Genomic DNA, 12,718 nt, shown 5'->3' on the forward strand with positions numbered 1-12,718 from the left:
GGACGCACGCACGCCCCCGGACAAAGCGCACCGGAGGGCCGTTGGCCAGCGGGGAGTGAGGCCATTTCAGCTTGCCCTCGCGAACCCAGGCTCACAATGTGAAGGGCCGCGCAGCCGCTGCACACCGGGAGTACCCCATGGCAGACCATCCCCCCTCCGCCCATACCAACCGTCTGGCCCAGGAGCCGTCGCCGTACCTGCGCCAGCACGCCACGAATCCCGTGGACTGGTACCCCTGGGGGGACGAAGCCCTGGCCCGCGCCCGCGCGGAGAACAAGCCCATCCTGCTCTCCGTGGGCTACTCCGCGTGCCACTGGTGCCACGTCATGGCCCACGAGTCCTTCGAACACCCGGACATCGCGCGCCTGATGAACGACGGCTTCATCAACATCAAGGTCGACCGCGAGGAGCGCCCCGACCTGGATCAAATCTACCAGGGCGTCGTGCAGCTCATGGGGCAGGGCGGTGGCTGGCCCCTCACCGTGTTCCTCACTCCCGACCTGCGCCCCTTCTACGGTGGCACCTACTTTCCGCCCTCGGACCGCTACGGCCGGCCCGGCTTCCCGCGCCTGCTCACCGCGCTGCGCGACGCCTGGGAGAACAAGGCGGACGAAATCGAGGAGCAGGCCCGGCGCTTCCAGGAGGGCCTGGGCGAGCTGTCCACCCACGGACTGGACGCCGCTCCCGCGCATCTGTCCGCGGAGGACATCGTCGCCATGGGCCAGTCCATGCTGAAGCGCATGGATCCGGTGAACGGCGGCTTCGGCGGCGCCCCCAAGTTCCCCAACCCCATGAACGTGGCGCTGCTCCTTCGCGCATGGCGGCGCGGCGGCGGGGAGCCCCTGAAGGCCGCGGTGTTCCGCACGCTGGAGCGCATGGCCCTGGGCGGCATCTACGACCAGCTGGGCGGCGGCTTCCACCGCTACTCCGTGGACGAGCGCTGGCTGGTGCCCCACTTCGAGAAGATGCTCTACGACAACGCCCAGCTCCTGCACCTGTACTCGGAAGCAGAGCAGGTGGAGTCACGGCCGCTCTGGCGCAAGGTCGTGGAGGAGACCGTCGAGTACGTCCGCCGCGAGATGACCGACCCGGCCGGCGGCTTCTACGCCACGCAGGACGCGGACAGCGAAGGCGAAGAGGGGAAGTTCTTCGTCTGGCATCCCGAGGAGGTCCGCGCGGCCCTGTCCGTGGGCCAGCAGGCGGACACCGTGCTGCGCCACTTCGGCATCAAGCCCGGAGGCAACTTCGAGCACGGCGCCACGGTGCTGGAGGTCGTCGTCCCCGTGGAGCAGCTCGCGAAGGAGCAGGGTCGCCCCGTGGAGGCGGTGGAGAAGGAGCTGGCGGAAGCGCGCCGCGTCCTCTTCCTCCTGCGCGAGCAGCGCGTGAAGCCGGGTCGCGACGACAAGATATTGGCGGGCTGGAACGGGCTGATGATCCGCGGGCTCGCGCTGGCGTCGCGCGTGTTCGACCGCCCGGACTGGGCGAAGCTGGCGTCGGACGCGGCGGACTTCGTGCTCGCGAAGATGTGGGACGGCAAGCGGCTGCTGCGCTCGTACCAGCACGGCCAGGGCCGCATCGACGGCTTCCTGGAGGACTACGGCGACTTTGCCTCCGGCCTCACCGCGCTCTACCAGGCCACCTTCGACGCGAAGTACCTGGACGCGGCGGACGCGCTCGTGCACCGCGCGGTGGAGCTGTTCTGGGACGAGGAGAAGCAGGCGTACCTGTCCGCGCCCCGGGGGCAGAAGGACCTGGTCGTGGCGGCCTTCTCCCTCTTCGACAATGCGTTCCCGTCCGGTGCGTCCACGCTGACGGAGGCGCAGGTGACGCTCTCCGCGCTCACCGGCGACGTGTGCCACCTGGACCAGCCGGAGCACTACGTCGCCAAGCTGCACGACCAACTGGTGCGCAACCCCATGGGCTACGGCCACCTGGGGCTCGCGGCGGACTCGCTGGTGGACGGCGCGTCCGGCGTCACCTTCGCGGGGACTCGCGAGGCCGTGGCCCCGCTGCTGGCCGCCGCGAACCGCACCTACGCGCCGGTGTTCTCCTTCGGCTGGAACGACACGGGCTCCGCTCCGCCCGCGCGCCTCCAGGAGCTCTTCGAGGGGCGCGACCCGGTGGAAGGGAAGGGCGCCGCGTACCTCTGCCGCGGCTTCGTCTGCGAGCGGCCCGTCACCGAACAGGCCCTGCTCGCGGAGCGACTGGTGGCGGCCCCGGGCCACTGACGCGGCCACGGGGACGCGGCACCGTGACTACTTCACGTCCGTGACCTGGAGCGAACCGATGAGGGGCGTGATCTCCGCGTTCCCCTCGTAGCCCACGTAGAAGTGCGTGGCGTCCGCGACGGGCTGGTTGAACGTGGGATCCAACTGGGTCCACTCGCCCACGAAGGCCTCCACCCACTCGTGCCAGTACAGCGCGGGCACGCCGTCCGAGTTCACCATGTAGATGACGCCGTCCACGCGGCGGGCGGGGATGCCGGACGCGCGCAGCATCGCCACCGTGAGCAGCGAGTGCTCCGTGCAGTCGCCCTTCTTCTGGCGCAGCACGTCCGTGGCCCGGTCCGCGCTGGCGCCGTAGTCCTTCTGCAGGTTGCTGTACACCCACGCGGACAGCATCCGCGCCGCCGTGTACGCGTCCTTCTCCTCGCGGATGATGCTCTTGGCCTGCGCCTTGATGGCCGGCGCGTCCGCCTCCACCGCGAGCGTGGACTTGAGGTTCTCCCCACCGTCAGGGTCCGCCACCGGCCTGGCCGCGCGGCCCTTGGGCGAAGGCGGCGCCGCCAGCAGCGTCACCTCCACGCGGCCGTCCGGCAGCCGCTGGTACTTCTGCCGGTACGTGTCCTGCTGGAACTTCTCCGGCAGGTTCTTCATCACCAGCTTCACCTGGCCGGGAACCTCGCGCGCCTTCGCGGGCAGCGGCTTGGGCAGCACCACGCGCGTGAGGCCGAACACCTCCACCAGGTCCATCCGCTTCGCCACCGACTCGGACTCGGCCCGCGCCTGCATCGTCTGGCCGAAGTCCACCCGCACCATCTTGCCGTCCGTCGTCAGGAAGGCCGCCACCGGCACCTTCTCCTTGTCCGACAGCGTGCTCACCCGCGACAGCTTCACCTTCACGCCGCCCAGCATCTGCTCCTCGGGCGCCTCCACCGTGGTGACGGTGCGGTAGGTCTCCAGGTCCGTGCCGTCCAGCGCCGAGCCCTCCACCTTCTGGCCACGAAGCAGCGCCACGCGCGCCTGGTCCGCGTCCTCCACCGTCTCCTTGGGCAGCGGCATCGGCTTGAGCACTTCATCCGGTTGCCCCGGGCGCTTGCGCACCACGCGCAGGGCGTCACCCGTCACCGTGCCCACCAGCTCGTTGTCCCCGCCGTCGCCCTTCTGCGTGACGGTGAAGGACAGGAGCTTGCCGCCGGGCTTCGCTTCGTAGACGCGCACCTCGCGGTGCACGCGCTCCGACACGCGCGTGCCCACCTGCGCCTTGAAGATGAGCTCGTTGATGCTCTGCGCCTTGTTGCCCGGCAGCACCGTCAGGTCGGTGAAGAACCAGCCCACCTTCTTGTCCATCAGGTACAGGCCGAAGTACTCGCCGCCCTTGGGGCGCGGGGCCTTCAGCGCGTCGGAGAGCTCCTGGGCCTGCGGGGCCTGGGACGTCTTCGCCTGCGCCTTGGCCGCCGCGGCCTTCACCTGGTTCTTCAGGGCGGGGGCCTGGGCCCAGGCGGGGGAGGGCGCCCCCGTCAGCAGGGCGAGCAGGCTCAACAATCCCAGACGGGTGCGTCGCATCGGTCGGTTCATGGAAGGCATCTGCCCCCTCCTGACGGGGACCCGGGCGGAAGTCTTCACGCCCAGGGATTGGGACCGCTTGGGACTACAGGCGCTTGGTCAGGATGATGAGGTCATCACCCTGCTTGTAGAAGTCGCGCAGGCGCGCCTCTTCGCCGTACTTCATGGACGCGTAGAAGCCGCGCGTGGGGCCGTAGGCCTCCGTGGCGCTCGTCTCCACGCGGATGAGCCGCGCCTTGCGGCGGCGCAGGTCGCCTTCCATGGAGGACACCAGCTGCGCGCCAATGCCCTGGCCGCGAACTTCCGGCGCGGAGGCAATCCAATACAGGTCGAACGCGTGCTCCGTCATCGGCGTGGGGCCGTAGCAGCAGTAGCCCACCAGCCCGCCGCCGTCCTGCCCGCGGTCCGCCACGAGGATGGAGTAGTCCCGGTTGCCCGCCGTGAGCGCGGTGTCAACCAGCTCGATGGCGCAGTCCTGCTCCTCCTGCGAGAAGGTTTCGATTCGCCGGATCAGCGCGGCGAGCGGTTCCCGGTCCTTTCTTTCGAGTGTGCGGATTTCCATGGGCTCTTTCGAGAGCGACCTCCACGAGTCGCGAGGCCAGGGTCGCGTAGTCCATGCCGGCGGCCTGCGCCGCCTTCGCGAACCCCGCGCCCGGGTGCAGGTCGCAGTTGGGGTTGATGTCGATGACGTACGGCACACCCTCGGGCGACACCCGAAGGTCCACGCGTCCATAGTCCTGGCAATCCAGCGCTGCAAATGCTTCCAGCGCCGTCTGGATGCAACGCGCTTCCTGCACTGCGTCGAGCCGGCAGGGTCCCGTGGGCGAGTCCCGGTACTCCGGTGACTCCGCCTCCCACTTGGCCCGGTACGACACGATGTTCGGCCGGTCGTCGAACGCGCGACCGAAGTGGATCTCCGTGAGCGGCAGCGCCTGGCGCGGGCTGTTGCCGAGCAAAGGAACGTAGACCTCGCGCCCCTGGATGAACTGCTCCACGAGCGCGGGCTGATGGAAGGTGCGCAGCACGGACTCGCACGCCCGCACGAGCGCCGAGCGCTCCGTCACCACGGAGTCGAAGTCCATGCCCACGCTGGCGTCCTCGCGCGCGGGCTTCACGATGAGGGGCCACGGCAGGTCCACCGCCAGTGCATCCTCGCGCTTGCGCACCACGAAGGAGGCGGGGGTGGAGACGCCGTGGGCGCGCAGGATGTCCTTGGCCTTGGGCTTGTGCAGCGCCAGCCCCAGCGACAGGGCGGACGAGCCGGTGTACGGCAGGCCCAGCGCGTCCAGCAGGCAGGGGACGGCCATCTCTCCGCGGCTGTCAGCGGCCAGCGACTCGCAGAGGTTCACCACGAGGTCAGGCTGGAGGAAGCGCAGGGCCTCCACGAAGTCCAGCTTGTCTCCTTCGATGGCGAGCGGCTCGGCGACCACGCCGTCCCGGCTGAGCGCGTGGGCCAGGCTCTCGGCCACCCGGACCACGTCCTCGCGGGCTTCGCGCCCGGGGTCGTCCTCGAGGAGGTCGTGGTCACGATTGTGCAGCAGGATGATGTGCATTCGGAGTGCCCCGAGGGTTAGCACGTCCCCACGGACCTTCCCAGCCTGTGGCGTGGTGGCCGGTCGGTCCCTCACAGGGCTACCGCCTGCCGGGGTATGCGCTACGGTGGGTGACCCGTTGGAGCGGAAACCGGCCACCCCCGGCTTCAGGTTCCGACAAGGACGACATGCGGATTCGCGACCCCATTCACGGCGTCATCCCGGTGAGCGACCCGGAGAAGGCCGTCATCGACAGTCGCTTCTACCAGCGGCTGCGCTACGTGCGGCAGCTGGGCTTCGGGGACATGGCCTTCCCCGGCGCCACCCACACCCGCCATGCCCACTGCCTGGGCGCCATGTTCGTCGCCTCGCGCGTCTTCAACGCCGTGGCCAGCCGCTCCGACCTGCCGGACGATGTGCGTGAACATTTCTGCACCGCCGTGCGCCTGGCGGTGCTCTGCCACGACCTGGGGCACATGCCCCTGTCGCACGCGTCCGAGCGCATCGCGCCCCGGCGGTCGCTGCTGCGGCTGCCCGGCTGGCTGGACTCCGTGGCGGAAGGGGAGCAGGCGACCCACGAGGACTACACGGCGAAGCTGCTCCTGGACAGCTCGCTGACGGAGATCATCCAGAAGGAGTTCGGCTCGCGCGGCATCACCCCCACGGCGGCGGTGGCGCTGATTACGGGGGCGAAGCCGCCCAAGGATCCGGGCTTCACGTACAAGGGCGTGGACTGGACGCCGCTCTTGCGCGCCATCGTCTCCGGTGAGCTGGACGCGGACCGGATGGACTACCTGCTGCGCGACTCGTTCTACACGGGCGTGAACTACGGCCGGTACGACATGGATTGGATCGTCTCCAACCTGAACCCGGCGGTGAAGGACGGGCGCGCGGTGCTGGCCCTGTCGCGCGCGGCGGCGTTCGCGTTCGAGGACTTCCTGCTCAGCCGCTACCACATGTTCGTGTCGGTGTACCTGCACCACACGTCGGTGAACTTCGACCACATGCTGCGCCGGTACTACGAAGAGACGCCCGGCGAGTTCGAGATTCCCCACGACCCGGAGGCCTTCCTGCTCTGTGACGACGCGGCGCTCTGGTACACGCTGCGCCGCTCGAAGAACCGGTGGGCGGAGCGCATCAGCCGCCGCCAGGGCTTCAAGCTGCTGGCGCAGTTCACGGAGCGCGACACCGGCTACGACCTGGAGGTGCTCAACAGCGCGCTCACCAGCGGCGGCTTCGAGCACTACACGGTGCTGTCCAAGGGGACGCTCAGCAAGTACGTGGGGTCCTCCGGGGGCGGCGGCAACCCGGGGTTGTTCATCCTGGACGTGTCCACGGGGCGGCTGACGGAGGTGGCGCGCTACACGCCGCTCTACCAGCGCTACAGTGGCGCGGTGCGACTGACGCGGCTCTATGTCCGGCCGGATCAGGCGGAGCGGGCGCGCGAGATGATGGGCCGGCTGCTCGGCCAGACGACGCAATCCTGAAGGACGACGGTGCAACCATGAGCGAGCCCCTTCCCGGCATGGGCCTCTTCACGCCCCACACCCCCGTGGAGCCCCGGCCCTCCTCGGTGGTCATCCTCTACCGCCGCGCGCACTCCGGCGTGGAGGTGTTCTGGGTGAAGCGCGAGCGCGCGCTCACCTTCGCGGGTGGCTTCCAAGCCTTCCCCGGCGGCAAGCTGGACAAGGACGACCACGAAGTCCCCGTGCAGGGCGCCCAGGACGAGGAGGCCGCGCTGCGGTCCGCGGCGGCGCGTGAGCTGTTCGAGGAAGCGGGCGTGCTGGTGGCGGAAGGCGCGCGCGGCCTGTCTCCGGAGGCGCTGGAGGAGGGGCGCGCGGGGCTGCTCGCGGGCACGGTGAAGTGGAGCGAGTGGCTGGTGCGCCACACGCTGTCCCTGCGCGCGGAGGACCTCAAGCCCGCGGGGCGGTGGGTGACGCCGCCGGCCATCCCGGTGCGCTTCGACACGCGCTTCTACCTGGTGGAGCTGCCGGAGGGCGCGGCGGCGAGCATCATCCCGGGCGAGCTGACGGAAGGCGCGTGGATCCGCCCGGAGGACGCGCTGTCGCGCTGGAGCGACGGCACGGCGCTGCTGCATCCGCCCGCGCAGCACGCGTTGCAGGTGCTGTCGGAGTTCACGGACGAAGCGGACGCGCGCGCGAAGCTGAGCACGCCGCCGTACTGCCCGGGCTATGTGGCCCAGCGCATCGAGTTCCAGCGCGGCGTGCGCGTGGTGGCGCTGGAGACGCCCACGCTGCCTCCGGCGACGCACACCAACGCGTACGTGCTGGGCACGGGCGACCTGCTCATCGTGGACCCCGGTTCGTCGGACGTGAAGCAGTACGCGAAGCTCTTGTCGCTGGTGGCGGGCCTGAAGGCGGAGGGCGCCCGTCCGGTGGCGGTGGTGCTCACCCACCATCACGGCGACCACGTGGGTGGGGCGTTCGTGGTGAAGGAGCGGCTGGGCATTCCGCTCTGGTGCCACGCGCGCACGGCGGACCGGCTGGACTTCCCGGTGGAGCGGCTGCTGGAGGACGGCGAGGTGCTGAACCTGGACGGGCCGATGGTGCAGCGCTGGCACGTGCTGCACACGCCGGGGCACGCGCGCGGTCACGTGTGCCTGGTGGACTCGCGGAGCAAGGCGGCCATCGTGGGGGACATGGTGGCGAGCGTGGGCTCCATCGTCATCGACCCGCCGGAGGGCAACATGGTGGAGTACCTGTCGCAGCTGAAGCGGCTGCGCGACTGGCCCGTGACGACGCTGTACCCCGCGCACGGGTCACCGGTGCCGGACGGGCCGGGCAAGCTGAACGAGTACCTGCGCCACCGCGCCCAGCGCGAGGCCCTCATCCTGGAGGCGGTGCCCGCGACGGGCGCGACGCTCGCGGAGGTGGTGGCCACGGCCTACGCGGACACGCCGCCCCTCTTGCACCCGGTGGCGGAGCGCAGCGCCCTGGCCTCCCTGGAGAAGCTGGTGGCGGAGGGCCGCGTGCGCGAGGATTCCTTCACCTGGTTCCGCGTCGGGGCGTGAGCCCGGCGGAAGGCGGCTAGAAGCTGCCCATCAGGCCCAGGTGCGGGCCCTTGGAGCTGTAGGTGGCCACGGGCATCAGGCGCACGGCCGGAGTGGGGGTCTCCTGCATCGCGGCCTCCTGGCGCAGGGCATTGGCGTGGGACAGCTCGAAGCCCGCGCTCGCGCCCACCACCGGCAGGATGAAGAGGGCGGCGTTGAGGGCCGGGGGCGCCTCCGTGCCTCCGCTGTTCACCAGCGTGAGCGCCAGGAACGTCGCGCCCCAGCCCACCATGCTCCCGGCCACCGTCGCGCCCACCCGGCCGCGCCCGCCCATGAACCGGCCGCCCGCGTAGGTGCCCACCGGGATGCCGATGATGCCTCCCGCCGCGGCGCCCGCGACGGCCATCACCAGGCACTCGTCACAGCCCACCGTGGCGGACCCCAGCAGGTACCCCACCGAGCCCAGCACCGTCGCGCCCACGACGCCGCCCGCCGTGCCGCCCAGCACCTCCACCGCCACGCGCGGCACCGGGTCCTTCGCGGCGGGCGCGGTCTTCACGGAGGGCAGCGCCTTGGCGGGGACGGAGGCACGCGTGGGGACCTCGTCACCGGAGGTGACCTCCGGCGGCGGAGGCACGTCCTCGTCCGGCGCGCCCACCAGCGGTGGGGGCGTGAGGCTCCCGGCGGGAGCCTGTGCCGGCTCGGCGGGGGCCTCCTGGGCGGAGGCCAGGCCCGACACGAGCAGCAGTGCGAGGAGTGTGGACAGACGTGTGCGCTTCACCAGGACTTGAGGCTACCGCAACGGCTGCGTCGGCGTCGCGCTGTCGCCGGAAGTGGGCGTCTCCTCGCGAGGCCGGCGGCGCAGGGCCCGGTAGACGAGCGGCGCCACGGCCAGCAGCGCCTGCGGCACCAGCGACAGCGCATCCGGATACAGGCCCAGCATGTCCACGTAGATGAAGCGCACCGGCACCAGCGGCAGCGCGCCCACCTCCTGCAGCGAGTGGAGGCCCTTGCCCAGCAGCATCACCGCCGTCACCACCATCACCACCGTGGAGAGGCTGAAGAGCGTCTTCATGGGCAGCCGGTAGCCCATGCGGTTGATGAAGAGCACCAGCACCGCCAGCGCCAGGATGCCGCCCACCACGCCCCAGACCACGCCCGCCGCGGAGTCCACCGCCAGGCCCTGGAGGAAGATGGCCGTCTCGAAGCTCTCACGCAGCACGGACGTGAACGCGATGACGAACAGGCCCACCGTGCTGCCCCGGCCCAGCGCGCCCTGCATCTTCTGGCGCAACTCGCCCATGAAGTGGCTCACGTTCGCGCGCGCGTTGAGCCACAGCGCCGCGTACAGCAGCATGCCCACCGCCACGAGCGCGGTGACGCCCTCCAGCCACTCGCGCTGCGCGCCCGCCAGCAGCTTGCGCCCCACGATGTACGCGATGGCGCCCGCGATGAGCGCGGACACCCAGCCCGCGTGCACCACGCGCACCTGGTCCATGGCCTTCATCTTCTTCAGCGCCGCCAGCAGCGCCGTGACGATGATGGTCGCCTCGAAGCCCTCGCGCAGCAGGATGAGCAGCGTGAGCCACGCCACGGACAGCACGTCCGTGGTGCTGCCCGTGGTCTTTCGCGCCTGGTCCAGCAGCGACAGCAGCTCGCGTCCCTCGTCCTGCAGGTGGGGGCTCTTGCGCTCGGCGGCGAGCCGCGCCTGCATGAAGGCCTCCTCCAGCTTCTGGGTGAGCGCCGGGTCGCGCCCGCGCAGCTTGGGCTCCACCGGCTCCAGGCCGTTGAGGTACGCGTCCAGCAGCGCGTTCTTCGCGCCCGTGTAGTCGCCCTCCGCGCCCATGCGCATCGCGTGGCCCACCGCCGCGCGCGCGTTGAGCAGCACCTTCTCCTCGTCCGCGTCCGGCATGTTCTGGCGCAGGCACGCCACCTTGTCCGCGCCGAACGCCTTGGCCAGCTCCGCGTCCGTGGACGTGGCCAGCCGCTCCAGCGACGCGTTGGGCGGCTCGCCCTGGCACGGCGGCTGGCGCAGGGTGAAGACGAAGAAGGCCAGCGACCAGCGGTCGTCCTCGGTGAGCGTGGGGAATGCCGGCATCGCCGTGCCGGGCACGCCGAAGCTGGTGGTGTTGAACGCCTTGTACGGAGTGAGCCCGTCCTCCATCAGCTCCGGGTCGTGGAAGTTCGCCGGCCGAGGCTCCATGTCCGCCGCGATGGCCACGTCCGCCTTGCCCTCCGCGCCGTGGCACGCCGTGCAGTTGGCCTGGAAGAGCTTCTTGCCGTGCTCCAGGTCCGGCGCCACGCGAGGGCTGCGCGCCAGGCCCCCGGCCAGCACCAGGCTCTCCACCAGCTCCCCGCAGTCGCGGCTCACGCCCTCCGGGTCCTTCGCTTCATTGACGCGCGTCTGGATGGCCTCCACGCGGGGCACGAACGTGGCCGCCGCCGGGCCCAGCTCCTTCGCCGCCGCCAGCGCCTCCGCCGCGAAGCTCTTCTGCTCCGTCAGCTCGAACTCCGACTGGGACGACACCGCCGCCGGATAGTCCGCCTGGAGGTACTGGAGGATGCCCACCAGCCGGTGCCAGGTGCGCCCCTCGTCGGTCGCCGGAGCTTCAGCCCGGGCAGAAGAGGACAGCGCGAGCAGCAGGCACAACGTGAGGGCGGCGGCGTGTTTCACGGCCGTCTTCTACCAACCACGTCACGGGTGTTCAATTCTGCGAATCAAATTCAATTGATAAGACCCCCTCAGGAAACGAGGGGGGCCCGCGGGTCAACACCCGGGGTGTTCCCGGGGATGACTCAGCGCTAGTTGAGGTCGCAGTACTGCGGGTACGTCCGGCACGGATAGCAGGGGCCGCCCGGGCCGTAGTAGCAGGACTCGCCGGCGGGACAGACGCCGGTATCCGGGCAGATGCGCAGCTCCTGCTCCTGCGAGCCCAGCTCCGCGGCCGTGCCCTCCTCGATGGGCCCGCCACAGGCCGCCAGGCCCAGCACCGCGAACAGCCCCAGTCCACGAATCAGACGGCGACGCATGCACGCTCCTTCGGTGAGAGGAACCCGCACGATAAGTCGTCCAGGAAACGCCAGGAATAAGGGCTAGCCCTGACGCTCGTAGGTGAAGAAACCGAAGGGCAGGGCACCCTCCGGGTGCCGTTCCTCCTCCACCAACCTCCATCCGGTCAGGTCCACGGACGGGAAGAACGCGTCTCCGGGGAAGTCCCGCTCGATGCGGGTGAGGTAGAGCCGGTGCCACAGCGCTTGCGTCTGCGCATAGAGGTCCGCGCCGCCCGCGATGAAGACCTGGCTGTCGCCGGCTTGTCGCAGGGCGTCGTCCACGGTGTGGGCCACGCGGACGCCTTCCGGGGCGGCCCAGTCTCGCTGGCGGGTGAGCACCACGGTGGTGCGGCCGGGCAGGGGCCTCCCGATGGAGTCGTACGTCTTGCGACCCATGACCAGGGTGTGGCCCAGGGTGAGGCGCTTGAAGCGCGCCAGGTCCGGCGGCAGGCGCCAGGGCAGGGTGTTGCCCTGGCCGATGACGCGGTTCGCTGCCATGGCGACGATGGCGGAGATGCGCGGGCTCATACGGCCACGGGCGCCTTGATGGCGGGGTGCGGGTCGTAGCCTTCCAGCGTGAAGTCCTCGTAGCGGAAGGCGAACAGGTCCTTCACGTCCGGGTTCAGGCGCATGCGCGGCAGCGGGCGCGGTTCGCGTTTGAGCTGCTCCTGCGCCTGCTCTACGTGGTTCAGGTACAGGTGCGCGTCACCGATGGTGTGGATGAACTCGTGCGCGGTGAGGCCCGTGGCCTGCGCCACCATCATCGTGAGCAGCGAGTACGACGCGATGTTGAAGGGCAGCCCCAGGAAGATGTCCGCGCTGCGCTGGTAGAGCTGGCAGGAGAGCTTCCCGTCGGCCACGTAGAACTGGAACATCACGTGACAGGGCGGCAGCTTCATGGAGGGCACGTCCGCCACGTTCCACGCGCTCACCAGGTGCCGGCGTGAGTCCGGGTTCTTCTTCAGCCCGTCCACCAACTGCTGCATCTGATCCACATGGCCGCCGTCCGGCGTGTTCCAGGAGCGCCACTGGTGGCCGTAGACGGGGCCCAGGCTGCCGTCCGCGTTGGCCCACTCGTCCCAGATGGTGACCCCCACCTCCTGGAGCGAGCGCACGTTGGAGTCGCCCCGGAGCATCCACAGGAGCTCGTGGATGATGGACTTCAGGTGGAGCTTCTTCGTCGTCACCAGGGGGAAGCCCTGGGTGAGGTCGAAGCGGAGCTGGTGGCCAAAGAGGCTCAGCGTCCCCGTGCCGGTCCGGTCGCCCTTCTTCGTCCCGTGCTTCAGGACGTGCTCCATCAGACTCAGGTAAGGCTGCATGGGGCCCTTTTTCCCTAGGTG

Annotated in this window: 11 protein-coding genes; 3 read left to right on the forward strand and 8 right to left on the reverse strand. The window is 70.2% G+C overall.

Annotated elements, in window-relative coordinates:
- The first annotated feature begins 137 nt into the window (after nt 1-137).
- Nucleotides 138-2,228, forward strand: a complete 2,091-nt coding sequence (locus D7Y21_RS15265) for a thioredoxin domain-containing protein (protein WP_120567667.1) — start codon at nt 138-140, stop codon at nt 2,226-2,228.
- 27 nt (nt 2,229-2,255) lie between these two features.
- Here the strand turns inward: D7Y21_RS15265 and D7Y21_RS15270 are convergent, their stop codons facing one another.
- The 3 genes from D7Y21_RS15270 to D7Y21_RS15280 all read right to left on the reverse strand — a co-directional run bounded on the left by D7Y21_RS15270 (nt 2,256) and on the right by D7Y21_RS15280 (nt 5,338).
- Nucleotides 2,256-3,785: a transglutaminase family protein gene (locus tag D7Y21_RS15270; RefSeq protein ID WP_233592036.1), complete on the reverse strand. Its 1,530-nt coding sequence runs from the start codon at nt 3,783-3,785 to the stop codon at nt 2,256-2,258.
- A gap of 85 nt (nt 3,786-3,870) precedes the next feature.
- On the reverse strand, nt 3,871-4,347 hold the full coding sequence (locus D7Y21_RS15275; protein ID WP_120556661.1) for a GNAT family N-acetyltransferase: 477 nt from the start codon (nt 4,345-4,347) through the stop codon (nt 3,871-3,873).
- A complete protein-coding gene (locus tag D7Y21_RS15280) occupies nt 4,238-5,338 on the reverse strand; it encodes an ATP-grasp domain-containing protein (protein ID WP_120567665.1) in 1,101 nt (366 codons plus the stop codon). The genes D7Y21_RS15275 and D7Y21_RS15280 overlap by 110 nt, the downstream gene beginning before the upstream one ends.
- Before the next feature lie 167 nt (nt 5,339-5,505).
- On the opposite strand from D7Y21_RS15280, the gene D7Y21_RS15285 reads away from it, so the two are divergent.
- Together D7Y21_RS15285 and D7Y21_RS15290 are read left to right on the forward strand one after the other, a co-directional pair.
- Nucleotides 5,506-6,804 carry an HD domain-containing protein gene (locus D7Y21_RS15285; RefSeq protein ID WP_121714016.1) on the forward strand — a complete coding sequence of 433 codons (1,299 nt, stop codon included), beginning with the start codon at nt 5,506-5,508 and terminating at the stop codon, nt 6,802-6,804.
- A 17-nt stretch (nt 6,805-6,821) separates the two neighbouring features.
- Nucleotides 6,822-8,348, forward strand: coding sequence for an MBL fold metallo-hydrolase (locus D7Y21_RS15290; protein WP_121714018.1), 1,527 nt, complete (start codon nt 6,822-6,824; stop codon nt 8,346-8,348).
- 16 nt (nt 8,349-8,364) lie between these two features.
- Here the strand turns inward: D7Y21_RS15290 and D7Y21_RS15295 are convergent, their stop codons facing one another.
- The 5 genes from D7Y21_RS15295 to D7Y21_RS15315 form a co-directional block, all read right to left on the reverse strand.
- Nucleotides 8,365-9,108 carry a GlsB/YeaQ/YmgE family stress response membrane protein gene (locus tag D7Y21_RS15295; RefSeq protein WP_121714020.1) on the reverse strand — a complete coding sequence of 248 codons (744 nt, stop codon included), beginning with the start codon at nt 9,106-9,108 and terminating at the stop codon, nt 8,365-8,367.
- Nucleotides 9,109-9,120: 12 nt separating this feature from the next.
- On the reverse strand, nt 9,121-11,001 hold the full coding sequence (locus D7Y21_RS15300; protein ID WP_121714022.1) for an FTR1 family protein: 1,881 nt from the start codon (nt 10,999-11,001) through the stop codon (nt 9,121-9,123).
- Nucleotides 11,002-11,129: 128 nt separating this feature from the next.
- Nucleotides 11,130-11,357, reverse strand: a complete 228-nt coding sequence (locus D7Y21_RS15305; protein ID WP_120567660.1) for a hypothetical protein — start codon at nt 11,355-11,357, stop codon at nt 11,130-11,132.
- A gap of 63 nt (nt 11,358-11,420) precedes the next feature.
- The gene (locus D7Y21_RS15310) at nt 11,421-11,906 is read right to left on the reverse strand and encodes a dihydrofolate reductase (RefSeq protein WP_121714024.1); all 486 of its coding nucleotides are present in this window, start codon (nt 11,904-11,906) and stop codon (nt 11,421-11,423) included.
- Nucleotides 11,903-12,697, reverse strand: a complete 795-nt coding sequence (locus tag D7Y21_RS15315; protein ID WP_120567658.1) for a thymidylate synthase — start codon at nt 12,695-12,697, stop codon at nt 11,903-11,905. The genes D7Y21_RS15310 and D7Y21_RS15315 overlap by 4 nt, the downstream gene beginning before the upstream one ends.
- Between the last annotated feature and the right edge of the window lie 21 nt (nt 12,698-12,718).

The organism is Corallococcus sp. AB045 (assembly GCF_003668895.1).
GTDB lineage: Bacteria > Myxococcota > Myxococcia > Myxococcales > Myxococcaceae > Corallococcus > Corallococcus coralloides.